This window comes from Enterococcus moraviensis ATCC BAA-383 (assembly GCF_000407445.1).
Taxonomy (GTDB): domain Bacteria; phylum Bacillota; class Bacilli; order Lactobacillales; family Enterococcaceae; genus Enterococcus_L; species Enterococcus_L moraviensis.
On record NZ_ASWB01000002.1, the window covers coordinates 267,148 to 290,640 of the forward strand.

Sequence of the window (23,493 nt, forward strand, 5' to 3'; positions counted from 1 at the left end):
GAGAATAAAATGAAAGCAAACAAAGCAATGATGAAAATAATAGAAAATGTAAACGAGAAAAGTAATGATGAAAAGATTAGTATATCGATAAAGGAAATGCAAGAATTCCTTACTATCTCAATAGAGAAACTATATGATTGTTTAATACTTTCTAATGAAAAAACTAATATAACAGAGGAACAGTTTTTAAGAGGTGTCTCTTCATCGGGAAGTCTGGCAGGATATGAATTTGTTAATACTGAATGTCGAATGATTGATTTCTTTGATAGTCCTTTGAATGTAATTGAACAGTATAAAATCGGACTACTATATGTGCAATGCTTAAATAACAGATTATTGACTTTAACAAACTACAAAATCGCCTATTTATTTAGTTATAATGACGATATTCTAACTATTCGTTTCCATCAAAAAAGAGAAGATGAGGAAGTATTTTTTTGCACAGATATCAATAAATTCACAGAACCTGTTGGAATTTTAATGAGTGATGAACTATCTCTTAATATAATTGAGAACAAAGAAATTAATCTTTAAATGGAACTAGGGGAGTGCAGAAATAGAATCGTAATCTCAAGTTGGTTTTATCATAAAGTGCTTTAATTTCAGACAATTCCTCACAATCAATAGTATAATAATTTTATCAACTATTGATTGTGAGGGAATCATATGAAAATCGGAATCATCGGCTTAGGAAATATCGCACAAAAAGCATATCTACCTGTATACTCTCAATTAAGAGACCAAGCAACGTTTCTATTATCCACCCGAAATGAACAAACACGCAAAGAAATCAGTGAGAAATATGGCTTTAATGAGATGGTGTCCTCTACAGAAGAATTGATTCAAGCCGGAATATCAGCTTGTTTTGTCCATGCGGCAACCAAAGTGCATGGTCAACTAGTCAAACAACTATTAACAGCGGGCATCCACGTTTTCGTCGATAAACCGTTAAGCGAAGAGTTATCAGAAGTTAAAGAAATTCAAAAGCTAGCAGCTGAAAAAAACCTACTTTTAATGGTAGGATTCAATCGACGTTTTGCGCCATTTGTAGACGAATTAAAAGCAGTTGAAAATAAAAATATGTTGTTGATACAAAAAAACAGAATAGCATCAGAATCTACAGTTAATTTTGTGATCTACGATTTATTTTTACATGTTGCAGATACACTTGTTTATCTTTTAGATGACGACATTCGACACGTTCAAACGAAAATCATTGAGGAAAATGGTGTTTTAAAGAGAGCAATTCTTCAAGTAGAAACAGAAACCACAACAGCAATTGCCTCAATGAATCTCTACGCTGGGGCAAATACAGAAACGTATCAACTAACAAGTCCAGAAGGAACATTAGTATTAGAAAACTTAACGGATTTAACAATTCAAAATCAGATATCAACCCAACAAAAAAGCTTTGGTGATTGGACAACTACACTTGAAAAACGTGGCTTTGAACAAATGGTGAAAAAATTTATTCAAGCAGTTCAAACAAATGATGGAACGCAATTAAGACAAGAAAAGATTTTCACTAGTCATGAATTATGTGCACAGATGATACGCAAACATCAAGAGCATATTTTATAGAGTCGGACTAGAAAGTTTCTCTTTGACATGCTAGAATAAAAAGGATGTTTGAAAGAAAGGAACGACTTTCGATGAATAAAATTGAAATGATGAATGAATTAACGGATATAACCTTACTGTTTGATGAACCTTTGATGAATTTTACTTTTACTAAAACGGGGGGACCTGCAGATGTTTTAGCTTTTCCAAAATCGAAGGCTGAAGTGACTATTTTGGTCGAATACTGTAGAAGCCACGATATCCCTTGGCTTGTTTTAGGTAATGCCAGTAATTTAATTGTACGTGATGGAGGAATCAGGGGAATGGTGATCATGTTGGAAAACATGAAGCAAATTTCTGTATCTAAAACGCAAATCGTTGTTGAAGCTGGAGCGAAATTGATCGACACAACTTATGTGGCTTTGGATCATGATTTGACAGGCTTTGAATTTGCTTGTGGCATTCCAGGAAGTATCGGTGGAGCAGTTTATATGAATGCTGGAGCTTACGGTGGAGAAATCAAAGACGTCTTTACAAGTGTAGAAGTTTTGCTAGAAGATGGAACCATCAAAACCTTGAAGAATGAAGAGATGCAGTTTTCATACCGTCATAGCGCAATTCAGAGCATGCATTGTATTGTGTTAGAAGCGACTTTCTCTCTAAAAAAGGGAGAACATAGTGTAATTAAGAGCCAAATGGACGAATTAACAGAACTTAGAGAATCCAAACAACCTTTAGAGTATCCATCTTGTGGTAGTGTCTTTAAACGACCAGAAGGTCATTTTACCGGTAAGTTGATCCAGGATGCTGGTTTACAAGGGTTGAAATGGGGCGGCGCTCAAATCTCAGAAAAACATGCGGGATTTATCGTGAATATCGATCACGCTACGGCGACTGATTATGTGGAACTAATTGCCCATATTCAACAAGTTATTAAAGAAAAATTTGATGTTGTATTGGAGACAGAAGTACGCATTATTGGGGAAGAAAAAAAATAAGTATTAAAACAACCAAGCTAGGCATTTAAACCTAGCTTGGTTTTTTTGATGGGTTGATCATTATTTATTGTTGGAGATCCTGTTGTTGCAGGGAATTATATAGCGAAATAAACAAAAGAGATAATACGCATTGCGTATTATCTCTTTTGTTTATTTTTATTCAGCCGTTGCTTGTAAGTCTTCAATCTCAACTACTTTAAGATTTTTACGTTCTAAATTTTCAACGATAACTGCACAAGTTTCCTCTGTTGTTTCAGCAGGTAAAGTGATCAAAGTGCGACGGATAAATTCGTCCTCACCGATATCCAGTGTAATACAACTGGCGATACTACTGTGTTTTGCAATGATCTTCGTCATAGCAGCTAAATCCCCTTGTTTACCTGTTGTAGCGATTGTCAAAACATAGCTACCACGCTGAATATTCCAAGATTGGGCAAGGATATTCAATAACGTACTATGAGTTAAAATCCCATAAAAATAATTATTTTCATCCAACACAGCAATGTAAGGTAGTTCCTTGATCGTAAAGAAAACTTTGAAGAATGAAGTGTTTACGAAAATGAATTTTGTTGCATTTTTTAGTAAATAAGTAACCGGTAAAGTCATGTCTCCACCATTCGCTTTATGGCGGTAGATATGCATTTTATAAATATTTCCTCTAAAAATCTTTTCCGATTCATCTAAGATCGGTACACAACGATACCCGGAATCTTCAAGGATTGTCAACGCCTCTTCCAAAGTACAAGATTCATTAACAGTTGTAAGATTTTTCTTTTTGATAACAACGGATTTTAATAACATATTTTGACCTCCCGTAGGTTAAATTCGTCTGACAAGGTAATGATAACATAATTTGAAAGAAAACCATAGTTTATTGAGTATCCATTGACATTTTGCCAAAAGAATGATAATGTTATTGAGTAAATTTGTGAATAGAGGAGGTTGAACAATGGCAACAAAAAAATCAGCACTTGCTTGTTCAGATTGTGGCTCCAGAAACTATTCTAAAGCCGTCAGTGAAGGAAAACGTGGAGAGCGGTTAGAAATCAAAAAATTCTGTAAATACTGTCAAAAATACACGTTACATAAAGAGACGAAATAGATATTGGAGGAGTTTATATGAAATTTTTACGTAGTGTTAAAGATGAGATGAAACAAGTTTCTTGGCCATCAAAAAAACAATTACGCAAAGACACGTTGGTAGTTATCGAAACATCAATTCTTTTTGCAGCATTATTCTTTGTAATGGATACTGTGATCCAAACAGCATTTGGATGGATTCTTAAATAATTCAAACTAGTATTTCAATACAAATAGTGCTATAATAGCAAGTGAGGAAAAACTTCGGGGAACTGAGGTTTTTTTATTTTCACATAAAAAAGAAAACAAACGACAAGTCAAAAATTGTTGTTTTTAATTAATCGTTTTATTAACTATAAAACCCAAAGGAGCCGAATCAAAAATGGAATCATTTGAAAAAAATTGGTATGTATTACATACATACTCAGGTTACGAAAACAAAGTAAAGGCGAACATCGAATCACGCGCACAAAGCATGGGCATGGGAGATTTTATTTTTCGTGTAGTTGTTCCAGAAGAAACAGAAACAGAAGTAAAAAATGGTAAATCAAAAGAAATCGTTCATAAAACATTCCCAGGTTACGTGTTAGTGGAGATGACGATGACAGATGATTCTTGGTATGTAGTACGTAATACACCAGGCGTTACAGGATTTGTTGGTTCACACGGTGCTGGAAGCAAGCCTGCTCCATTACTACAAGAGGAGATTAATCATATCTTGCGTTCAATCGGCATGAGTACACGCCAATCTGATTTAGATGTCGCACTTGGCGATACAGTTCGTATTATTGAAGGTGCGTTTTCTGGTCTTGAAGGTGAAGTAACGGAAGTGGATGAAGAACGTCAAAAATTAAAAGTTAATATCGACATGTTTGGTCGCGAAACAAGTACAGAGCTAGATTTTGAACAAGTAGATTCAATTCAATAGAAGTTGGAAGAATGAGAGCGTGGAACAAAACTAACCATAGTTTTGTCCTGCTCTCTTCTTACTATAAGGATAATTGAAGAGGTGTTAAAATGAAAAATAGAACGTATTATTTGCTGGTAACGGTCTGTATCTTGTTGTTTTTAGCGGCTTGTACTAGTAAAAAAGTAGCACAAAACGAAAGTCAACAAACTACTACAAACTCAGTAATAAGTGAAATAACGCAAAAATCATCCGTTCCGACATTGTTTATTCATGGTTATGGTGGTGGTAGCTATTCTTTTGGTCGGATGATCGATAGACTGTCAGAAAATGATCAGACTCAGAAAGAATTAGTTCTAACTGTCAATGCTAAGGGAGAAGTCAAAGCAGACGGAGAACTGACAGGAAAAGAAGATAATCCAAGTATTCAGATTATTTTTGAAGATAATAAAAATACTGAATGGAATCAAGCACAATGGCTCAAAAATTGTTTGGTTTATATTCAAGATAAATATGACATAACAGAAGTGAATTTGGTAGGACATTCAATGGGTGGTGTGAGCTCTTTACGCTATATGACTTCATTTGGAGAGGATGAACGTTTACCAAAAATCAATAAATTTATTAGCATAGCAGCACCGTTTAATAATTTCATGGAATTATCGGACGGAGAGACGATCGACGATGTTCTTAATGATGGACCTGATGTTCAAAGTGAACGTTACACTGAGTATGTCAACGGAATGAATAAAGTATCCAAAGACATGGATGTCCTGATTATTGCTGGGGATGTAGAAGACGGTAGTTCAAGTGACAAAACAGTTTCTGTGGCAGACGCTTTAAGTGTTGTCTCTTTACTGAAAAAACATGGCAATCAGGTACAAGATAAAATCTTTTACGGAAAATTAGCTCAACACAGCCAACTACACGAAAATAAAGACGTCGATCAACTTGTCGCAGATTTTTTATGGGAATAAGCAACTAAAAAAAGCATATTGATAAGGAGAAAGTCATGAAAATCAGAATGAAAGACATTGCTAAAATGGCCAATGTATCTGAAGCGGCGGTTTCGTTGGTTTTAAATGATAAACCATCTAGAATTTCTGAAAAAAAGAAGCAAGAAATAAAAGCAATCGCAAAAGAATTAAACTATGTTCCTAATATTGCGGCTCAAAGTCTTGCTAAAAATGCTTCCCAGACTATTGGTATTGTGATTCCTGACATTGAAAATCCATTCTTTTCAAAACTTTGTAAACAATTAGAAGAACAATTTAGAGCGTTGGGTTATTTAACTATTATCGTTAATTCCAATGATGATTTTACGGTGGAAAAAAATCTAATTCAAATGCTGCTAAATCGCGGTGTTGACGGTTTGGTCATCGCTTTATCGAATGAGTCATTTTCATCCAAAGAAGAGCAAGAGCATTTCTTGAGAGAAATTGATGCACCGTTTGTTTTGGTTGATCGACATGTTTCTTTTTCCGATATCAATCAAGTATACTTTGACAGTCAAGCAGGGGGGCGACTTTCAACAGAGTATCTTCTTGAAAATGGCCACCGAAATATCGCTTTTATGACGGGGGATTTTAAAGTCCCAAGCACGCTAGATCGAATCAAAGGATACCAACAAGCCCTTCAAAAATACGACATAGAATATAGAGAAGAGTATATCATTGAGACAGGTTATCGTTTTCAATATGGCATGGAGAAGGCAAAAGAACTTTTTTCGCTAAACGGTGTGACAGCGGTACTCACATCAAATGATATGGTTGCTTTTGGTGTTTTGAAGCAAGCTGCAATCAGTGGAAAGTCAATTCCAAAAGAACTTTCGATCATTGGATATGACCATTTGGAAATAGCAGATATTTTAGAAGTTTCCTTAGCAACTGTTGAACAAGACAGTTCCTCTTTAACAGATCAAGCTGTGGCTTTGCTAAAGAGCATGCTTACAATGAAAAAGAAAAAAACAGAAACGATTGTTTTAAAACCAATCCTAATCGAAGGTGAAAGTGTTAAAAAATTAAAATAGGTGTTGACTAAACAGGAGTAAAGCGCTATCATAATAAACAGATAGGTTAAGCGATTAATCTTAAAATACTTTTTTCATTAATGAAAAGGTATTTTTTTATATCCTTTTGGTAATGCGCTTAACCTTAAAAGGAGGAAGAACTTATGTTAAAAGAAAAACGAGCCATTATTATCGACACAGACCCTGGTATTGACGATGCAGTAGCGTTATCTATCGCCCTTAATCACCCTGCGTTAGAAGTTAGGTTATTAACAACAGTAGCAGGTAATGTAAACGTAAACAAAACGACGGATAACACCTTGAAATTGGTAGCTTTTTTTGGGAAACAAGTCCCAGTTGCTAAAGGGTGTGACAAACCATTGTTGATCCAGCTTGAAGATTCAGCAGAAATTCATGGTGAAAGCGGAATGGACGGTTATGATTTTCCAAAAACTTCGTTGAAAGCGCTTGATATCCATGCTGTAGAAGCAATGAAAGAATGTATTCTTTCTAGTTCAGAGCCAATAACACTGGTGCCTATCGCAGCTTTAACGAATATTGCGTTACTTTTAAGCCTGTATCCAGAAACAAAGCAAAATATTCAAGAAATCGTTATGATGGGTGGTTCGCTATCTAGAGGAAATACAAATACAAGTGCTGAATTTAACACATATGTCGATCCACATGCTGCCCAAATTGTTTTTCAATCAGGTATTCCAATCGTAATGGTTGGTCTGGATGTGACGAGTACTGCAGTGCTGACAAAAAATGAAACAGAAAAAATCAAAGAGTTTGGAGAAGTCGGCAACATGTTTTATTCTTTATTCCAACATTATCGAGGTGGTAGTTTACAGACTGGATTAAAAATGCATGATGTTTGTGCTATTGCCTACTTGACAGATCCTTCACTATTTACGGTTCAAGAAACATTTGTTGAAGTCGCATTAGATGGACCGGCAGCAGGCGCAACAGTTGCTGATCTAAAAATGAAATATCATGACTCTACGAATGCAAAAGTTTGTTTAGATATCGATATTCCAGAGTTCCAAAATTGGGTTGTTTCAAATTTACAAAAAATAAATTAAAAAAAGGAGCATACTATGATTGAGTCATTATTAGTATTAGTTGTTTTAGCACTTGTTGCCTATTTGATTATTAAAAATTATCACCCAGCTCTTAGTTTGATCAGTGGAGCACTGATTTTGTTACTATTTGCGGTTTTATTAGGACATCCACTTTATCCTGATGGTGAGGGAACTGGTTTAGCTTTCTTTGATATTTTCTTGAAATTTAAAGATACGATCATTGCTCAAGTGAGCTCGGCCGGAATCGTGATTATGATTTTATTTGGTTACTCAGGGTATATGAATGTAATTGGTGCAAATCAAGTAGCGGTAAATATATTGGTAAAACCTTTGCAAAAAATCAAATCAAAAGCACTATTTGTTCCGCTAGTTTTCTTAGTAGGTAACTTAATGTCTTTAGTTGTACCGAGTGCATCTAGTTTGGCAATTATTTTGATGGCGATTTTATATCCCATGTTATCAAGCATGGGCATTTCGTCATTAACAGCTGCTGGAGTGATAGCCATGACAGCAACGATCATGCCAACTCCACTTGGAGCCGATAATGTGATTGCAGCAGAAACTTTAGGATATGATCTTTTGACATATGTTGCATGGAACGCCCGTATTTCTATTCCAACATTATTGATCATGGCGTTAGCGCACTACTTTTGGCAAAAATATTGTGACAAAAAAGAAGGAGCTTCAGCTTTTGTTACAATTGAAGATGATGGTTTAGTAAAAAAAGAAGAATCGGATACACCAAAAATATATGCATTATTACCATTGTTGCCATTGGTTTTAATTTTAATCGTTGGTATCACAGGGATATTTGTTAAAGGAATCCAAATGGATATTTTTGTACTGACCTTTATATCATTTTTCGTTGCAGTTGCATTTGAAACGATTCGCTATAAATCATACAAGAAAATTCAAGATTCAGCAGCGGAAATGTTTAAAGGGATGGGACAAGGCTTTAGCCAAGTTGTTATGTTGGTAGTTGGTGGTTCCTTGTTCACAACAGCTATTCAGTCTTTAGGAATCATTGATAATATCATGGCTTCAGTTGAATCATCTGTTTCTGCTGGGTTAGTAACAACTTTGATTTTCAGTGGCGCAACGACAGTCTTTGGTATTTTAAGTGGCGGTGGGCTAGCGATGTTTTACGCAGTAATTGAGTTGATTCCTGATATAGCTACTAAGGCTGGAATTGATGGTATTTTGATATCTTTACCAATGCAAATGATTGCAAACTTGGCTAGAACTATTTCACCTGTAGCAGCGGTTGTAATGATTGTAGCTTCAACGGTTGGGGTAAGCCCAGTTCGAATTTTAAAAAGAACCAGTGTTCCAACTATCATAGGAATTATTTGTGTGGTCGTTTTATCTATTCTTTTACTACCGTATTAACAAATGTTGCAAGAGGCAATTTGTACTTTCGGAGATGATTGTATATGGAAATAATGTTAGCGGAATTAAAAGACGATAAAGAGATCAATGACTTGTTTGAAGCAGCCAAAAAATTTATGAATCAAACGAATGTTTATCAATGGACACCGACGTATCCAACTATCCAAATCGTTCGACAAGATATTTATGCACAACACTTGTATAAATTGGTTGCTGACCATACCATAGTAGCCGTCGCAACTGTCGAGAGGAAAGCACAAGATAGTTATGTATTAAGGCGTATTGCTACAAATCCAAATTATTTATCTAATGGTTATGCATCAAACTTATTGAATGATATAATAAATAATATAAAAGAAAAAAATGGAAAACATATTTATTCAAGTACCAGTCACTCCAATGTCAAAATGCAGCATTTTTTTAAAAAGCATGGTTTTGAAAAAATTTCAGAGTACATTGAAATTGAAAGAGAACATCTGGGTTCTTTCTATACGTATTTGAAGAAAATATAAATAAGGAGAGTCCGCGATGAAAAAAGTAATAGTTTTAGGAAGTATCAATATGGATATGGTTATGGAAACCAATCGATTACCAAAAGTTGGAGAAACACTGTTGGGTGAGACAATCGATTATTATGTTGGCGGCAAGGGTGCTAATCAAGCGGTGGCTGCTTCAAGAGTCGGTGCTACAGTTTCTTTGATTGGAAAAATCGGTGATGATACGTTTGGCTCAAAAGTGTATAAGCACTTAGAAAATGAACAAATCGATGTCAGTGCAGTAACCACTGAAAAAAATATTTTTACAGGTGTCGCTTCGATTTTTAAGTTAAAAGAAGATAATGCAATCGTTGTTTTACCAGGAGCAAATATGTTATTGGACAATGCAGATAATGATTTAAATAATAAACTTACTACAAAAGATGTTCTATTGACACAACTGGAAATTCCGACAGAAACTGTAAAAAATGGGCTGGAACGTGCAAAAAAAAATGGTGCAACCACTATTTTAAATCCTGCTCCATACAATGAAAAAGTGATTGATATGTTGCCATTCGTCGATATCATTACACCAAATGAAACAGAATTTGAAGGGTTATTGGGCCATTCGATTGGTGAAGCTGGTCAATTTGAAAAGGAAATGCTGGATTGGTCTAAAGCGAATGACACACAGCTAATAGTAACCCGTGGTGGTGATGGGATATCTTATACAACAGAGGATAAAGTCGTTACCATTCCAGCAAAAAAAGTAACAATCGTTGACACGACTGGAGCGGGCGATACATTTAATGGGATTTTGGCTGCTTGTTTAGCAAAAGGAATGACTGTTTCAGAGGCAATCGAGTTTGCTGGAAAAGGAGCAACCCTTTCGATCACAAAACTAGGTGCGCAAACTGGAATGCCTACTTTGGAAGAAATCAACGCTTTTTGATAGAACAAGGGACAGGGACATAGCTCTAGGGTTATGTTCTTGTCCCTTTCTATTTGAATAAGGTGAGATAAAAAAGGGGTAGAGGCAATTCTTACATTGTCTCAATCCTTGCTAACAATTATAATGAGTATCTAACGACCATAAAACGAATTACTAGAAATGAGGAAGCAAAACATGGATGAAGCCATTTTAATTTTTGATACTTTTAAATCATTGCTCTATTCTATCGCATATCGAATATGCCTTTCACGGGAAGAAGCAGAAGATATTTTACAAGAGGTTCAACTAAAATGGTTAGAACAAAAGCATGAGTCCATAAAGAATCCTAAAGCATTTCTATCAAAACTAGTTGTCAATCGTTCAATTAACTATCTAAACTCTGCTCAAGTTAGACGCATAGAGTATTATGGCCCATTTATTCCAGAACCAGAAATAGAAAAGTCAGAAGATCCATTAATCGGTAAAGAAAAAATTACATATGCTTTATTAGTTGTATTAGAACAATTAACGCCGAAAGAACGAGTCGTTTTTCTGATGAAAGAAGTTTTCGACTATTCTCATAAAGAAATAAGCGAGTTGTTGGGTATCACACCTGAAAATAGCAGGAAATTATTAAGTCGAGCAAAAAAAGCCATCCAAGATACAGATATTTCGGTGGAGGCTTCAAGCAATGTAGAAAACCAAAAATTCATTGCTCTTTTCAATAGAAGTATCGAAAAAGGTGATCTGACCCCGCTTCTGAGTTTTATGACAGATGATGCGAAAATGTCGATAGATGGAGGTCAAAAACGTCGTGCTCCATTGAGAACGTTGATCAGACCAACTCGCATCTTTGCCTTTTTGAAAGGGGTTATGCCACACGATTTTTTGGCGACGAACGTATCGTGTCTGAACTCTATCAACAACCTTGCTTGTTTATCAAAGAAAAAAATCAATTGAAAAGTATTTTATTTTTTGGACTAAACCGAGAAAAAGATAAGGTTCAGCACATTTTCATTATCAATAATCCGGATAAATTAAAAAATATTTCATGAAAGCTGTCACGTTTTGTCAGGCTGACTGGTCTTAATAAGTGTAACAACAAATAGTAATCAAAGGAGATAGTTTAATGACAAAAACACGATTTTTATTACCAAAAGAAAATAAGGACGCGTATCAAAAAATTGCAGAATTAGATCAAATTGGTAAGTCAGGCAGCATTAGTGAGCAGTTGCAAGAATTGATCAAGATTTATGCTTCTCAATTAAACGGGTGTGTGTTTTGCATTGATATGCATTCTAAAGATGCTCTAGCAAAAGGCGAAAAAATGCAAAGAATCATCGGATTGACCGCATGGGAAGAAGCTGCTTTTTATACTGTACAAGAACGTGCAGTACTTGCATTTACAAAGGAAGTTACCCTAATTCATCAAGGTGGAGTAAGTGATCAAACTTACCAAGAATTACAAAAGTATTATAGTGAAAAAGAAATTGGTGAGCTTTTAGTACTCATCGGTACTATCAATTTTTATAACCGCATCGGAGTTACGACATTATTACAACCGAAAGTGGATTAATAAAAAACAAGCGTGAAACACGATCGTGTTTCACGCTTGTTTTTATGGTTTAGTAGGGTGTTCCGTTTGGTTTTCTAAAAGTTCTTTTGCTAAATGCTGAGCAGTAGGTGTTACAGCTAGCCCGCCTTCAGCAGTTTCCTTAAATATTTGTGGCATTTGACGACCAACTTGATACATGGCAGCAACAACTTCATCAGGTGGTATCACACTGCGGATACCAGCTAAGGCCATATCTGCAGAAATAAACGCCTGTGAAGAACCTAATGCATTCCGTTTGACACAAGGAACTTCAACAAGTCCAGCTACAGGATCGCAAATCAAGCCCATCATATTTTTGAGAGTAATCGCAATTGCTTGTGCAGCTTGATCAGGGGAACCGCCAGCTGCACAGACAAGGGCTGCGCTAGCCATAGCACTAGCCGAGCCAACTTCCGCCTGACAGCCGCCTTCAGCACCACTTATGGAGGAATTATTCGCAATCACTAAACCGAAAGCACCAGCAGTAAATAAGAAATCAAGTTGTTGTGCGTGTGTCAGTTTCAACTTTTCAATTGCCGCCATCAAAACGCCTGGAACTACACCCGCGCTTCCTGCGGTAGGTGTTGCACAAATCAAGCCCATATTTGCATTGACTTCATTAACGGCTACCGCATTTCTAACCGCAGTTAAAATAGTTTCTCCACTTAAAAAATTGCCAGTTTTAATATAGTCATCAAGACGTGTTGCATCGCCACCAGTGATCCCTGTCACAGAAGTCACACCATCAACGCCTTCTTCAATGGATTGCTTCATTACGGCAAGATTTCGTTCCATCGTTTCAATGATTCGTTCACGGCTATGACCATGGTTTTCAATTTCTGTTGCAATCATCAATTCAGAAACGGATGGGAAATCAGCGGCCTGTTGCACTAATTCTTCTATTGATAGAAACATAATAAATTTGCTCCTTTAATTTAGATTAATCAAAATAATTCACACTATAGATATGGGGGATTTGAACTAATTTCATTGTAATATCACCGATATCAGCATGATCAATCTCAATGATCATGATGGCTTTTTCTCCCTTAGATTCACGGGTAACCGTCATTGTTCCAATATTGATATTTGTATCAGATAGTAGGTTCGTCACTTTAGCGATCATTCCAGGCACATCTTGATGTACGATAATAAATGTTGGGGTGCCCATCGTCAAAGAAATCTTAAACCCATTTAATTCAGAAATTTGAATATTACCACCGCCAATTGAGATTCCTGTAACAGAAAGCTTTCGATCCCCCTTAGACACAAGTAATTTAACTGAGTTTGGATGCTCAGCTTTTTCTTTAAGTGGGACAAATAACACTTCCATATTCTGTTCATAAGCGATTTTTAAAGAATCCGCAAGGCGTTCATCGTCTGGTTCCATGTCTAAAAGACCACCTACTAAGGCAATATCAGTTCCATGTCCGCGATATGTTTTGGCAAAAGATTCATATAAGTAAATATCGACTGTATCTGGTTGCTCACCAAAGATACTTCGGACAATTTTACCAATGCGCGCAGCACCAGCAGTATGTGAACTACTTGGTCCGATCATGACAGGTCCGATGATGTCAAAAACACTTTTATAACGTAAATTTTCCATTCTGTATTCACCTATCCCTTTAATTTGAAGCAGGATTTTTTCTAACGAAAGTCTATCATAAATAAAGGGAAGAAACTAGAATTGCAATAAAAATGCGAGAAAAATTTATCTTTTTCTCATTTCAAAGCGAAAATCCACATAGAAAGGTATTGAAATTTCGCAAGAAGCAGAGTATACTGTTTAAGTGTGCATTTTTGCATACAGATTTTCTTTGATTCTTCAAAGAATGACGTGGGAGGAGAAATCTTCATCTCCAATTAACCACATCACGGACCCAAGGAGGTATGTCTCGTGGCAAAAAAAGTAGAAAAATTAGTTAAATTGCAAATTCCTGCAGGTAAAGCAACACCAGCTCCACCAGTAGGTCCAGCATTAGGTCAAGCGGGTATCAACATTATGGGATTCACTAAAGAATTCAACGCTCGTACAGCTGATCAAGCTGGTTTAATCATTCCAGTTGTAATCTCTGTATATGAAGACCGTTCATTTACATTTATTACAAAAACACCACCAGCTGCAGTATTACTTAAAAAAGCTGCAAAAATCGAAAAAGGTTCTGGTGAGCCAAACAAAACTAAAGTAGCGAATGTTACTAAAGATCAAGTGAAAGAAATCGCTGAACTTAAAATGGCAGACCTAAACGCAGCAGACGTTGAAGCGGCTATGCGCATGGTTGAAGGAACTGCAAGAAGCATGGGAATCACTGTAGGATAATTTTTATTCTCAGACCCCAAAGAAGTAGCTTCTCAGTTTATTTCATATTCAAAGATATGAATTACGTGGGAGGTTCGACCGTTATAACCACAATCAAGGAGGAAACAAAATGGCTAAAAAAAGCAAAAAAATGCAAGATGCATTAAAAAAAGTTGAAGCAACAAAAGTTTACCCAGTAGCAGAAGCAATCGCTTTGGCTAAAGAAACAAATATTGCAAAATTCGACGCAACTGTTGAAGTTGCTTACCGTTTAAATGTAGACCCTAAAAAAGCAGACCAACAAATCCGTGGTGCAGTAGTATTACCTAACGGAACTGGTAAAACACAAAGCGTTTTAGTTTTCGCTAAAGGCGAAAAAGCAAAAGAAGCTGAAGCAGCTGGTGCTGATTTCGTAGGCGACGCTGACATGGTTAACAAAATTCAACAAGGCTGGTTTGGGTTTGACGTAGTAGTTGCAACTCCAGACATGATGGCTGAAGTTGGTAAATTAGGTCGTGTTTTAGGTCCTAAAGGTCTAATGCCTAACCCTAAAACTGGTACTGTAACAATGGACGTAACAAAAGCTGTTAACGAAGTAAAAGCTGGTAAAGTAACTTACCGCGTTGACAAAGCTGGAAACATCCATGTACCAATCGGTAAAGTTTCATTTGATAATGAAAAATTACTAGAAAACTTCAATACAATCAACGATGTATTGTTAAAAGCTAAACCATCAGCAGCAAAAGGTCAATATATCAAAAACATTTCAGTAACAACAACATTTGGACCTGGAATCCACGTTGACCAAGCTTCTTTTTAATTAGAAAAGCTGAATAAGTAAAAAAATTATTGACTCAACTACCTTTCCCATGGTAAGGTAGTTGAGGTTAATAATTAACTGTACCGAAGACAGTAGGTGACGCAAGTCTTAATTTCCTACCGAGGACAATTGTTGATACATACAATTACGTCCCTCTATGTCAACGGTGGCATGGAGTTTTGTTGTTTTACACGACTTTTTGAAAAAAGACGATGTAAAACAATACTTGGCGAACGAAGTGAGCGAAGTTTCTTTAGAAGCTTCTAACTAACTTATAGTAACCCAAGCTCTACCCATCAATCATCAGGAGGTGAAAATAAATGAGTGAAGCAGCAATCGCTAAAAAAGAAACCCTAGTCGAAGAAGCAACAGCTAAGTTTCAAGCAGCAGCTTCTGTAGTCATCGTTGACTACCGTGGTTTAACTGTAGAAGAAGTGACTAACTTACGTAAACAATTGCGTGATGCAAATGTTGAAATGAAAGTTATCAAAAACTCTATCCTTTCACGTGCAGCTAAAAAAGCTGGACTAGAAGGCTTGGACGAAGTATTTACAGGCCCTACAGCAGTCGCTTTCAGTAACGACGATGTAGTAGCACCTGCTAAAATCATCGACGAATTTGCAAGTACTGCCAAAGCATTGGAAATTAAAGGTGGCGTTATTGAAGGTAAAGTATCTTCAGTAGAAGAAATGACATCTTTAGCAAAACTTCCAAGTCGCGATGGACTACTTTCTATGCTATTATCTGTATTACAAGCGCCAGTCAGACAAGTGGCTTACGCTGTCAAAGCAGTGGCAGAAAAAGAAGAAGAAGTTGCATAATTGCAGCCTAGTAACAAACTAAACTAAAAAATAATGAATTATTAAAACGGAGGAAACCATAATGGCATTGAACATTGAAAACATTGTTGCAGAATTAGAAGGCGCAACTATTTTAGAATTAAACGACTTAGTAAAAGCTATTGAAGAAAAATTTGACGTATCTGCAGCAGCTCCTGTAGCAGCAGCAGGCCCTGCAGCAGCAGCTGGCGAAGAACAAACTGAATTCACTGTAGAATTAACTTCTGCAGGCGATCAAAAAGTTAAAGTTATCAAAGCAGTTCGTGAAGCAACTGGTCTTGGCTTGAAAGAAGCTAAAGCTGTAGTTGATGGCGCTCCTGCACCAATCAAAGAAGGCGTTTCTAAAGATGAAGCAGAAGCTTTAAAAGCTGCTTTAGAAGAAGTTGGCGCTTCAATCACTGTAAAATAATCTTTTCAAGATTAAATTTCAAGCTAGAATCCATTTGGATTCTAGCTTTTTTTTGTTTAAATAGTTTCTTTAAAGCATATCAATCGAATTTTTCTCTGATGGCGTTTAATATTAACAGTATACATACTTATTGAGGACAATAAGAGGGAGAGATAATAATGGAAAGAGAGATCAGCGTTGAAGTTATATGCAAACAATGTGAAAATGAAATGACTGGAAAGTTCTTGTTAAATACAAGAACAGATAAGGCGAATCATCAAAGAGTGAATATTCCTTTAGGAGAATTAACTATTTCAGATAATGAAATCGGACTAATCTGTGACGATGTTTTAGTGGATAATGAGATAAATCTACATTATTTATGTAAAAATTGTGGGATTGAGAATCATATTACAATTCAATTAACAGATGATATGAGATGAAAATGATAAAAAAATGATATAAAGCAAACGGAAAATGCATTTCTTTCGCATGAAAATAGATAATCTGTTAGCATTATTAAGTAATAATTATTACATTATTCTATTTAGTTTTGCAAGAAAGCATGCAAAACATCTAATTTGAGGAGGTCATATTATGCATTGGTTATGGGTTTTAATCGTAGGTGGCGTTATCGGAGCAATTGCTGGAGCGATCACAAGTAAAGGAAAATCAATGGGCTGGATCTTCAATATTATTGCAGGTCTTGTAGGTTCATCGATTGGTCAATCACTTCTAGGAAGCTGGGGACCGCAAGTTGCCGGTATGGCACTATTTCCTTCAATTATTGGTGCTGTGATTTTAGTTGCAGTTGTATCATTCTTTGTTGGTAAAAATTAAAATGAGAAAAGCCGCTAGAAGCTTCTAGCGGCTTTTTTTTTATGTTTTCAAGTAAATCAAATCATAGCTAATGAAATAATTCATCGATGAACGCTTCATAATTTTTAACGCTTAAAAGCCTATCAAGTTTCTCTTTATTTGAAAATGTTTCAATCATAAAATCAAAAAGTTGTCGAAATTTTTTTATATCATCTTGGTTCATAACAATCATAATAATAACTTGGACGTAATGATTTCCCCATTTTACAGGGTGATCATTTAAAATAATCGAAATACCTGTCTTTTGTGCACTCATTTCAATGGCATGAGGCAAAGCAACAGAGTTATTAAACGATGTTGCAGACATTTTCTCCCTTTCTTTGATCAATTCAATGAAGTGAGCGGGAATGTAGCTTCCTTCAACTAATTGTGTTCCTAAATAGTCAATATATTGAGTTGGATTTTCTAGATATATATTTCGTTTAAAACGTTTTGGTGTTAAGTAAGTTTGGATACTTTTCTTTAATTCTTCCAGTTGTTTTTCTTGTTTTACTAGTTGGATAGACTGTTGGATTTTTTCGATATCTTTTGCGGATACAAAAGGTGATATTTGTACAAAATGGGTCAGTTCATTCATTTCGATAGTCGATAAAACGAGATCAGCTTGTTCCATTTCTTTCATATTTGCACGATCTAATTGGTGAAACGTTCCGATAATATTTAAACTGGATTTGAAAGTATCTCCTATTTTATAAATCAGGCGCTTATGCATCTCGTAATATTCAGGCGTATAAATCATGCAGCTAATTTTATTTTCTGTTTCAAACTTCTCCTCAAAATAAGAACCAATATGAAGTGCGATGAAAGTAATTTCATCGTCGGATATCGGAATGTTGATCTTTTTTTGGATCTGCTTGGCAATAAAAACAGCAACTTCGTAAATGAACGCATAGGATTGTTTGATTTCTTCAGATAAAGGATTATGAACTTGTTTGCCATTCTTTGCTCGTGAAATCAAGTTAGAGACGTGTAACGCTAAATTCAAAATTAATTCATCTGAAATTTGTGTAATAAAGTATTTTTCGGAAACTGTCTCCATCAGCTTGGCAATGAAGTTATACACAGAAGTCTCCATATAATCTTTTAGAAAAGCGTCGTTTGACGGTGAAATTTTAGTCATTAGTAAGAGAGTCAAATTGTCTATTTCATACAGATCCATTTTCACATTGAAAGTCTGATCAATATCTTTTCCAATCTGCTTAGCAAGTTGATATTCGATCTGCTCATTAGAAAAGCGTTCAGGGATAAAATCTATCTCAGAGCGCTGGTGGTGAAATAGACGATTGATTGCTATGGCAATATGAAGTAACAAACTGTTGATTGCGTAACCATTAATATAAAGATGTTGACTACTTAAACGATCGATCACAATTTTTTGAATCAACTCAATTGAGATATCCGGAAAGATGGTTTGAATATAATCTAAGGACTGAAAATTTTGTACAGCTTCATCTTGCAGCATATCACTAGCAAGTTTTCTGAAGTTTGATTCATCACCTTCCATACTTAGAAAGTGTCCATGTTTCACGATTTTTAAGTGATACGTGGTCATTTTTTTGCGTAATCTAATGGTGTCTTTTTCTATAGTTGGAATACTGACAAATAAGGTATCTGCTACATCAAAGTAATCGACATTTTTATGCTTTATCAATAAATTTATTAGGTAATTCATGCGATCGATAGGTGTGTTTAGTTCAGATTTATTGTTTGAAACGACATCATCGATTCGAACAGCACTGTCGATCATATAACCTTGTCTAGAAGACTGAATCAATTCAAGTGTGGCGTTTTGATTGATTCGAGTTACATAGTTACGGATCGTTCTAGTCGATGTCGATAACGCTTCAGCCAAAAAAGTTGCGGGTAACCAGTTGTGATGCTGGACCAAAAGTTTCACTAGTGCAGCTTCTTTTTTATTTAAGGACACGATAGTCGCCCCCTTCCTTCTTTTTATATCTTTTATTATTCGTTCTTTTAAATACCAAATCAAGTATAGTTGTTTCCGCCAAAATGGTAGTAGTAGGAAAAAATCTTATTTGATAGTGGTGGTCAAAATGTAGATGATAAGAGTGTAGTTAATGAATGAGCCCATTCAGCTTTATTGTCTAGCTTCTTGGGCTAGTCTCTCGGGAAAAAGATAAAAATGGAGTGAGATAAAAAGCATCTCAATCAATTTTTCCTATTTTCCATTCGAGACTGAATGAGCCCATTCAGCTTTATTATTAAGTTTTCAAAAATTAGGAGGAGAAGAAGATGAGTGAATTAAATGTATTGTTAGTTTGTGGATCAGGTGCTAGTAGTGGGTTTATGGCGGCGAATATGCGTAAGGCGGCTAAAGCGAAAAAGTTAGATATGAGTATTGTAGCAAGAAGTGAATCGGAAATTGAAAACTATATTGAGGAGATCGACGCGTTAATGGTGGGACCGCATCTTGAGTATATCATTGACGAAATAGACGAAATTATCCATGGATTTCCTGTTAAAGTAATTCTGATGAAAAAAGAGTACTATGCAACACTAGATGGAGATGCGGCGGTGGAACATTTAGTAGATTCATTAAAAGAAGACGAGTAAGACAAAAGAAGGAGAGGTAAATATGAATAAGTTGATCTTTTGGTTAGAAAACAGTTTCTCCCCGAAAATGAATAAAGTAAATAATAATCCTTGGATCGTTAGTATTAAAGATTCAATCATGCAGACATTACCTTTTATTTTCCTCGGTTCAATATTTTCAATGCTAGCGATTCTAAATGAATATTTTCCAGCATTGCCGAGTTTTTGGGTCCCATTTGGTTGGACGATGGGGAAAATTTCACTATTCGTTGCTTTTTTGATTCCGTTTAATTTAATGGAGAAAAAAAGATTGCGTAAACAACGAATCGTTGCTGGAATGAGTGGTTTGGTTTTATTCTTGATGATCATTTCACCACAAATCGAAAAAGATGGTGTGGTCGGTTTTGGGCATGATGCTTTAGGAGCTGGTGGGATGTTTGTAGCAATCGTTGCTGGTTTGATTGCTGGATTTGTTTTAGTTACCTTAGGGAAATTTACATTCTTTAAAGAAGAATCCGTAATTCCTGACTTTGTCAGAGCTTGGTTTGATTCTATGTTGCCGATCGGGCTCATTATTATTTTTGGTTGGGTCGTTGTTTTGATCATGAAAGTGGATTTATACAATATAGTTTTAAGTATCTTTATGCCATTATCCAGCTTTATGGAGTCGCCTGGCGGTTTTGTTGGCATGATGTTTTTGATTTGTTTTCTTTATTCGATGGGGATTTCGACTTGGGTATTAACACCTGTTGTTCAGCCTGTGCTATTAAAGGCGATTGCTGAAAATATTGCTCTTGTTCAAAATGGTACAGCTTCTGTTGAAACGTTAAACTTGGTGACAAGTAGTACATTATATTCAGCCTATTTATGGATTGGTGGAATTGGTTGTACGATGCCGCTTGTGTTAATGATGATGCGCGCTCGTTCTAAGAAGATTAGTGCGTTAGGAAAGGCTTGTATTGTACCATCGATTTTTAATATCAACGAACCCGTGATTTTTGGTGCTGTTGCTTGGAATCCACTGTTGATGATTCCGATGTGGTTACAGGGAATTATTTTACCGATTGTGATCTATGTATTTACAAAAGTGATTCCTTTTGCACCGATTCCTAAAGTTCAATTTGAATTATGGTATTGTCCATTTCCATTTGCTACTTGGTTTACGACAGGGACAATTACTGGCATTATTTTGATGGTAGCGATTTTTGAAATCTCCACCGCCATCTGGTATCCATTTTTTAAAGCATATGATGAACAAGAAACAAAAGCTGAAAATCAACTGTTGAAGGAGGCTTCATGATATGGACGATTTATTGTCACAAGAAGCTATGAAAATTATTTTATTTGCTGGAGATGCTAGAGTTAATTGTAAGAATGCACTAGTTGCAACGGAAAAAAACGATTTTGATACTGCTACTAAGGAAATGAAAGCTGCTAAAACAAATATAACGGAAGCACATAAAATTCAAACACAAGCGATTCAAAGTGAAATGGGTGAAGACGTAAGTCCACATGAACATTCGTTATTATTTACGCATGCTCAAGATACGTTGATGACTATCTATAGTGAAATCAATATGGCCAATCACTTGATCAAAATCACGAGACAACTCAACGAACGTTTACGATTACTTGAAAAAAAATAAAGAAAAGAGGGCAAACATATGTATCAAGTACCAACTGGTTTTCCAAAAGATTTTTTGTGGGGTGGCGCTGTGGCGGCTAATCAATGTGAAGGCGCATTTGAGTACGAAGGAAAAGGAACAAGTGTGGCAGACATCAATGAATTTAGAGCAGATCTGCCCTTAGAAAAAAGATCGAATGCTGAGATTTCAACGAGCTATATTGAAGAAGCACTTAATAGTAAAACAGGAGTCTTTCCAAAAAGATGGGGAATCAATTTTAAAGAGACCTATCCAGCTGACTTAAAATTACTAAGCGATATGGGATTAAAATTGTTTAGAACATCCATCGATTGGTCGCGGATTTTTCCGAATGGGGATGAACTTGAACCAAACGAAGCGGGTTTATTGTTTTATGATAAACTGATTGATGAAATTATTGCAAATGGGATGGAACCTATGATCACATTGTCGCATTATGAAATGCCACTAAATCTTACGTTAAATTATAAAGGCTGGTATTCAAGGGAAGTAGTTGATTTCTTTGTTCGTTATTGTAAAGTGATTTTTGACCGCTATCAGGGGAAAGTGAAATATTGGATCGTGATCAACCAAATCAATTTGATTGGACATGAGTCGTTTAACCATTTGGGAATCGCTGAAGACAAAGTGGATAATCTTTTAGAGGCTAAATATCAAGGCGTCCATCATATGATGGTTGCTTCTGCATTAGCAACCGAGTATGCTCATCAAGTTGATGAAGAGTATGAAGTTGGAATGATGCTTTGTGGAGGTCCGGAGTATGCAGCAACGTGTGAGCCAGAAGATGTTTTGGCAACATTGAAACTTAATCAAATGCAGTATTTCTTTTCTGACGTGCTACTAAGAGGACACTATCCTGGTTACGCGTTTCGCTATTTTGAAGAACAGGGGATCAAACTTAAATTTGCTGAAGAGGATGAAGCAATTCTTAAAAATACAGCGGATTACCTATCATTTTCTTATTACTATACACAAATTTGTGATGCCAAACATGATGAACCTTATCGAAATAAAGCTCTGCCAGCAAATCCTTGGGGCTGGACAATCGATCATTTGGGATTAAGAACCTTATTGAATTCTTTTTACGATCGCTATCAATGTCCGCTGTATATTACTGAAAATGGTATAGGCTGCTATGACAAATTAGAAGCTGACGGAAGAATTCGTGATGACTATCGGATCGAGTATTACAAAGCTCATATCGAACAAATGAAAGAAGCAATCAAAGATGGTGTTGATCTTAGAGGTTATTGCGCCTGGGGGCCAATCGATATCATTAGTTGTTCTTCTTCTGAAATGAGTAAGCGTTATGGCTTTATTTATGTCGACCAAGATGATTATGGAAAAGGGAGTCAAAAGCGCTATTTGAAAGATAGCTACGCTTGGATGAAGCAAGTGATCGAAAGTAACGGAGCAGTACTTTAAATAAACAGTTTGAGGTTGGGACAGAAGTGTTTAACTCCAAGAAATAAGAAGGAGTTACTTCTGATCCCACCGTTTATTCGGATACTAAGAGCCTGAATATAACTTTTTTAGTTATGTTCCAGGCTCTTTTTTACAATACAATTGGATTCAAACGTATTAAATCAAGTTAAAGGACCAACTAATACCAAATTTGTCTGTTAGCTGACCAAACAAGTCGGACCAGTCTGTTTTTTGTAAAGGCATAACATGAGTAGCCTCTTTTGAGAGTTTTGCGAAGTATTTTGTTAATTTATCCGAATCAGTGAGTTCTATAACTAATCCAACATTTCTGCCATAAGGAATTTTATTCATAAAACTTAGGGTGTCAGAAAACATGATCGTATGTCCTTCAATCTCAATACTAGCATTCATCACTAATTTTTGACTTTTTTCATCTAAATCAGGCATACCCAAAGTTCCATAAGTGATTAAATCGCGACAGCTTGTTTCAAACGTTTCTTCATAAAAAGCAATAGCCTCTTTCGATTGGTCTTCAAACATTAAATAGGTTGCGATTGGCATGAGAAATTCCTCCATTTTATTTTTAGTATAGCAT

The 23,493-nt window shown here is 35.9% G+C and carries 29 protein-coding genes and 1 other annotated feature; of the genes, 24 read left to right on the forward strand and 5 right to left on the reverse strand.

Going from position 1 to position 23,493, the window contains the following annotated elements; translation table 11 throughout:
- The first annotated feature begins 9 nt into the window (after nt 1-9).
- The 3 genes from I586_RS07295 to murB all read left to right on the forward strand — a co-directional run bounded on the left by I586_RS07295 (nt 10) and on the right by murB (nt 2,558).
- Entirely contained in the window at nt 10-534 is a 525-nt protein-coding gene (locus I586_RS07295) for a hypothetical protein (protein WP_010765793.1), read from the forward strand.
- 132 nt (nt 535-666) lie between these two features.
- Nucleotides 667-1,581 (forward strand): Gfo/Idh/MocA family protein, encoded by a 915-nt coding sequence (locus tag I586_RS07300; protein ID WP_010765792.1) that lies wholly within the window; start codon nt 667-669, stop codon nt 1,579-1,581.
- A 71-nt stretch (nt 1,582-1,652) separates the two neighbouring features.
- Nucleotides 1,653-2,558 (forward strand): UDP-N-acetylmuramate dehydrogenase, encoded by a 906-nt coding sequence (murB, locus tag I586_RS07305; protein ID WP_010765791.1) that lies wholly within the window; start codon nt 1,653-1,655, stop codon nt 2,556-2,558.
- Between the two features lie 156 nt (nt 2,559-2,714).
- Here murB and cbpA read toward each other — a convergent pair whose 3' ends face one another.
- Nucleotides 2,715-3,359 carry a cyclic di-AMP binding protein CbpA gene (gene cbpA / locus I586_RS07310; RefSeq protein WP_010765790.1) on the reverse strand — a complete coding sequence of 215 codons (645 nt, stop codon included), beginning with the start codon at nt 3,357-3,359 and terminating at the stop codon, nt 2,715-2,717.
- A gap of 148 nt (nt 3,360-3,507) precedes the next feature.
- Between cbpA and rpmG the strand changes: the two genes are divergently transcribed.
- The 11 genes from rpmG (at nt 3,508) to I586_RS07365 (ending at nt 12,010) form a co-directional block, all read left to right on the forward strand.
- The gene (rpmG, locus tag I586_RS07315) at nt 3,508-3,660 is read left to right on the forward strand and encodes a 50S ribosomal protein L33 (RefSeq protein WP_010760564.1); all 153 of its coding nucleotides are present in this window, start codon (nt 3,508-3,510) and stop codon (nt 3,658-3,660) included.
- Nucleotides 3,661-3,677: 17 nt separating this feature from the next.
- Complete coding sequence (gene secE / locus I586_RS07320) at nt 3,678-3,848, forward strand: preprotein translocase subunit SecE (protein WP_010760565.1); 171 nt, start codon at nt 3,678-3,680, stop codon at nt 3,846-3,848.
- A 172-nt stretch (nt 3,849-4,020) separates the two neighbouring features.
- Nucleotides 4,021-4,566, forward strand: a complete 546-nt coding sequence (nusG, locus tag I586_RS07325) for a transcription termination/antitermination protein NusG (protein WP_010760566.1) — start codon at nt 4,021-4,023, stop codon at nt 4,564-4,566.
- An 89-nt stretch (nt 4,567-4,655) separates the two neighbouring features.
- Nucleotides 4,656-5,522 carry an alpha/beta fold hydrolase gene (locus tag I586_RS07330; RefSeq protein WP_010765789.1) on the forward strand — a complete coding sequence of 289 codons (867 nt, stop codon included), beginning with the start codon at nt 4,656-4,658 and terminating at the stop codon, nt 5,520-5,522.
- A 35-nt stretch (nt 5,523-5,557) separates the two neighbouring features.
- On the forward strand, nt 5,558-6,574 hold the full coding sequence (locus tag I586_RS07335) for a LacI family DNA-binding transcriptional regulator (protein ID WP_010765788.1): 1,017 nt from the start codon (nt 5,558-5,560) through the stop codon (nt 6,572-6,574).
- 143 nt (nt 6,575-6,717) lie between these two features.
- Nucleotides 6,718-7,638, forward strand: a complete 921-nt coding sequence (gene rihC, locus I586_RS07340; RefSeq protein ID WP_010765787.1) for a ribonucleoside hydrolase RihC — start codon at nt 6,718-6,720, stop codon at nt 7,636-7,638.
- A gap of 15 nt (nt 7,639-7,653) precedes the next feature.
- Nucleotides 7,654-9,027: a C4-dicarboxylate transporter DcuC gene (gene dcuC, locus I586_RS07345; protein WP_010765786.1), complete on the forward strand. Its 1,374-nt coding sequence runs from the start codon at nt 7,654-7,656 to the stop codon at nt 9,025-9,027.
- 44 nt (nt 9,028-9,071) lie between these two features.
- Nucleotides 9,072-9,539 (forward strand): GNAT family N-acetyltransferase, encoded by a 468-nt coding sequence (locus I586_RS07350; protein WP_010765785.1) that lies wholly within the window; start codon nt 9,072-9,074, stop codon nt 9,537-9,539.
- A gap of 16 nt (nt 9,540-9,555) precedes the next feature.
- Nucleotides 9,556-10,455, forward strand: a complete 900-nt coding sequence (gene rbsK / locus I586_RS07355; RefSeq protein ID WP_010765784.1) for a ribokinase — start codon at nt 9,556-9,558, stop codon at nt 10,453-10,455.
- A 174-nt stretch (nt 10,456-10,629) separates the two neighbouring features.
- Nucleotides 10,630-11,394 (forward strand): sigma-70 family RNA polymerase sigma factor, encoded by a 765-nt coding sequence (locus I586_RS07360; protein ID WP_010765783.1) that lies wholly within the window; start codon nt 10,630-10,632, stop codon nt 11,392-11,394.
- Nucleotides 11,395-11,563: 169 nt separating this feature from the next.
- Entirely contained in the window at nt 11,564-12,010 is a 447-nt protein-coding gene (locus I586_RS07365; protein ID WP_010765782.1) for a carboxymuconolactone decarboxylase family protein, read from the forward strand.
- 42 nt (nt 12,011-12,052) lie between these two features.
- Here I586_RS07365 and sdaAA read toward each other — a convergent pair whose 3' ends face one another.
- Nucleotides 12,053-12,943, reverse strand: coding sequence for an L-serine ammonia-lyase, iron-sulfur-dependent, subunit alpha (sdaAA, locus tag I586_RS07370; protein WP_010765781.1), 891 nt, complete (start codon nt 12,941-12,943; stop codon nt 12,053-12,055).
- A gap of 25 nt (nt 12,944-12,968) precedes the next feature.
- Nucleotides 12,969-13,637, reverse strand: a complete 669-nt coding sequence (sdaAB, locus tag I586_RS07375) for an L-serine ammonia-lyase, iron-sulfur-dependent subunit beta (protein WP_010765780.1) — start codon at nt 13,635-13,637, stop codon at nt 12,969-12,971.
- Nucleotides 13,638-13,928: 291 nt separating this feature from the next.
- On the opposite strand from sdaAB, the gene rplK reads away from it, so the two are divergent.
- From rplK to I586_RS07405, 6 genes are all read left to right on the forward strand, one after another.
- Nucleotides 13,929-14,351 (forward strand): 50S ribosomal protein L11, encoded by a 423-nt coding sequence (gene rplK / locus I586_RS07380; protein ID WP_010765779.1) that lies wholly within the window; start codon nt 13,929-13,931, stop codon nt 14,349-14,351.
- A 109-nt stretch (nt 14,352-14,460) separates the two neighbouring features.
- Nucleotides 14,461-15,150, forward strand: coding sequence for a 50S ribosomal protein L1 (rplA, locus tag I586_RS07385; protein ID WP_010765778.1), 690 nt, complete (start codon nt 14,461-14,463; stop codon nt 15,148-15,150).
- Nucleotides 15,151-15,215: 65 nt separating this feature from the next.
- Nucleotides 15,216-15,343, forward strand: a sequence feature (ribosomal protein L10 leader region).
- 127 nt (nt 15,344-15,470) lie between these two features.
- The gene (rplJ, locus tag I586_RS07390; RefSeq protein WP_010760578.1) at nt 15,471-15,971 is read left to right on the forward strand and encodes a 50S ribosomal protein L10; all 501 of its coding nucleotides are present in this window, start codon (nt 15,471-15,473) and stop codon (nt 15,969-15,971) included.
- A 61-nt stretch (nt 15,972-16,032) separates the two neighbouring features.
- Nucleotides 16,033-16,398 (forward strand): 50S ribosomal protein L7/L12, encoded by a 366-nt coding sequence (gene rplL, locus I586_RS07395; protein WP_010765777.1) that lies wholly within the window; start codon nt 16,033-16,035, stop codon nt 16,396-16,398.
- A 158-nt stretch (nt 16,399-16,556) separates the two neighbouring features.
- A complete protein-coding gene (locus I586_RS07400; protein WP_010765776.1) occupies nt 16,557-16,820 on the forward strand; it encodes a hypothetical protein in 264 nt (87 codons plus the stop codon).
- Between the two features lie 154 nt (nt 16,821-16,974).
- Nucleotides 16,975-17,217, forward strand: a complete 243-nt coding sequence (locus I586_RS07405; RefSeq protein ID WP_010765775.1) for a GlsB/YeaQ/YmgE family stress response membrane protein — start codon at nt 16,975-16,977, stop codon at nt 17,215-17,217.
- 67 nt (nt 17,218-17,284) lie between these two features.
- On the opposite strand, the gene I586_RS07410 is transcribed toward I586_RS07405, so the two are convergent.
- The gene (locus tag I586_RS07410) at nt 17,285-19,183 is read right to left on the reverse strand and encodes a BglG family transcription antiterminator (protein ID WP_010765774.1); all 1,899 of its coding nucleotides are present in this window, start codon (nt 19,181-19,183) and stop codon (nt 17,285-17,287) included.
- A gap of 326 nt (nt 19,184-19,509) precedes the next feature.
- On the opposite strand from I586_RS07410, the gene I586_RS07415 reads away from it, so the two are divergent.
- The 4 genes from I586_RS07415 to I586_RS07430 are packed head-to-tail and all read left to right on the forward strand — an operon-like array spanning nt 19,510 to nt 22,898.
- Nucleotides 19,510-19,830 carry a PTS sugar transporter subunit IIB gene (locus tag I586_RS07415; RefSeq protein ID WP_010765773.1) on the forward strand — a complete coding sequence of 107 codons (321 nt, stop codon included), beginning with the start codon at nt 19,510-19,512 and terminating at the stop codon, nt 19,828-19,830.
- 22 nt (nt 19,831-19,852) lie between these two features.
- Nucleotides 19,853-21,109, forward strand: a complete 1,257-nt coding sequence (locus tag I586_RS07420; protein WP_010765772.1) for a PTS sugar transporter subunit IIC — start codon at nt 19,853-19,855, stop codon at nt 21,107-21,109.
- A 1-nt stretch (nt 21,110) separates the two neighbouring features.
- Complete coding sequence (locus tag I586_RS07425; protein WP_010765771.1) at nt 21,111-21,455, forward strand: PTS lactose/cellobiose transporter subunit IIA; 345 nt, start codon at nt 21,111-21,113, stop codon at nt 21,453-21,455.
- A gap of 18 nt (nt 21,456-21,473) precedes the next feature.
- Nucleotides 21,474-22,898, forward strand: coding sequence for a glycoside hydrolase family 1 protein (locus I586_RS07430; RefSeq protein ID WP_010765770.1), 1,425 nt, complete (start codon nt 21,474-21,476; stop codon nt 22,896-22,898).
- A 156-nt stretch (nt 22,899-23,054) separates the two neighbouring features.
- Here the strand turns inward: I586_RS07430 and I586_RS07435 are convergent, their stop codons facing one another.
- Nucleotides 23,055-23,459, reverse strand: a complete 405-nt coding sequence (locus tag I586_RS07435) for a VOC family protein (RefSeq protein ID WP_010765769.1) — start codon at nt 23,457-23,459, stop codon at nt 23,055-23,057.
- Between the last annotated feature and the right edge of the window lie 34 nt (nt 23,460-23,493).

Bases quoted from the DNA above. Each gene is read 5' to 3' on its own strand.
- sdaAB (WP_010765780.1), bottom strand. From the start codon at position 13,637: ATGGAAAATTTACGTTATAAAAGTGTTTTTGACATCATCGGACCTGTC.
- cbpA (WP_010765790.1), bottom strand. From the start codon at position 3,359: ATGTTATTAAAATCCGTTGTTATCAAAAAGAAAAATCTTACAACTGTT.
- I586_RS07360 (WP_010765783.1), top strand. From the start codon at position 10,630: ATGGATGAAGCCATTTTAATTTTTGATACTTTTAAATCATTGCTCTAT.
- I586_RS07405 (WP_010765775.1), top strand. From the start codon at position 16,975: ATGCATTGGTTATGGGTTTTAATCGTAGGTGGCGTTATCGGAGCAATT.
- I586_RS07295 (WP_010765793.1), top strand. From the start codon at position 10: ATGAAAGCAAACAAAGCAATGATGAAAATAATAGAAAATGTAAACGAG.
- I586_RS07435 (WP_010765769.1), bottom strand. From the start codon at position 23,459: ATGCCAATCGCAACCTATTTAATGTTTGAAGACCAATCGAAAGAGGCT.
- I586_RS07400 (WP_010765776.1), top strand. From the start codon at position 16,557: ATGGAAAGAGAGATCAGCGTTGAAGTTATATGCAAACAATGTGAAAAT.
- sdaAA (WP_010765781.1), bottom strand. From the start codon at position 12,943: ATGTTTCTATCAATAGAAGAATTAGTGCAACAGGCCGCTGATTTCCCA.
- secE (WP_010760565.1), top strand. From the start codon at position 3,678: ATGAAATTTTTACGTAGTGTTAAAGATGAGATGAAACAAGTTTCTTGG.
- rbsK (WP_010765784.1), top strand. From the start codon at position 9,556: ATGAAAAAAGTAATAGTTTTAGGAAGTATCAATATGGATATGGTTATG.
- rihC (WP_010765787.1), top strand. From the start codon at position 6,718: ATGTTAAAAGAAAAACGAGCCATTATTATCGACACAGACCCTGGTATT.
- I586_RS07420 (WP_010765772.1), top strand. From the start codon at position 19,853: ATGAATAAGTTGATCTTTTGGTTAGAAAACAGTTTCTCCCCGAAAATG.
- I586_RS07430 (WP_010765770.1), top strand. From the start codon at position 21,474: ATGTATCAAGTACCAACTGGTTTTCCAAAAGATTTTTTGTGGGGTGGC.
- I586_RS07425 (WP_010765771.1), top strand. From the start codon at position 21,111: ATGGACGATTTATTGTCACAAGAAGCTATGAAAATTATTTTATTTGCT.
- dcuC (WP_010765786.1), top strand. From the start codon at position 7,654: ATGATTGAGTCATTATTAGTATTAGTTGTTTTAGCACTTGTTGCCTAT.
- I586_RS07365 (WP_010765782.1), top strand. From the start codon at position 11,564: ATGACAAAAACACGATTTTTATTACCAAAAGAAAATAAGGACGCGTAT.
- rplA (WP_010765778.1), top strand. From the start codon at position 14,461: ATGGCTAAAAAAAGCAAAAAAATGCAAGATGCATTAAAAAAAGTTGAA.
- rplL (WP_010765777.1), top strand. From the start codon at position 16,033: ATGGCATTGAACATTGAAAACATTGTTGCAGAATTAGAAGGCGCAACT.
- I586_RS07300 (WP_010765792.1), top strand. From the start codon at position 667: ATGAAAATCGGAATCATCGGCTTAGGAAATATCGCACAAAAAGCATAT.
- I586_RS07350 (WP_010765785.1), top strand. From the start codon at position 9,072: ATGGAAATAATGTTAGCGGAATTAAAAGACGATAAAGAGATCAATGAC.
- rplJ (WP_010760578.1), top strand. From the start codon at position 15,471: ATGAGTGAAGCAGCAATCGCTAAAAAAGAAACCCTAGTCGAAGAAGCA.
- I586_RS07330 (WP_010765789.1), top strand. From the start codon at position 4,656: ATGAAAAATAGAACGTATTATTTGCTGGTAACGGTCTGTATCTTGTTG.
- nusG (WP_010760566.1), top strand. From the start codon at position 4,021: ATGGAATCATTTGAAAAAAATTGGTATGTATTACATACATACTCAGGT.
- I586_RS07335 (WP_010765788.1), top strand. From the start codon at position 5,558: ATGAAAATCAGAATGAAAGACATTGCTAAAATGGCCAATGTATCTGAA.
- I586_RS07415 (WP_010765773.1), top strand. From the start codon at position 19,510: ATGAGTGAATTAAATGTATTGTTAGTTTGTGGATCAGGTGCTAGTAGT.
- rpmG (WP_010760564.1), top strand. From the start codon at position 3,508: ATGGCAACAAAAAAATCAGCACTTGCTTGTTCAGATTGTGGCTCCAGA.
- murB (WP_010765791.1), top strand. From the start codon at position 1,653: ATGAATAAAATTGAAATGATGAATGAATTAACGGATATAACCTTACTG.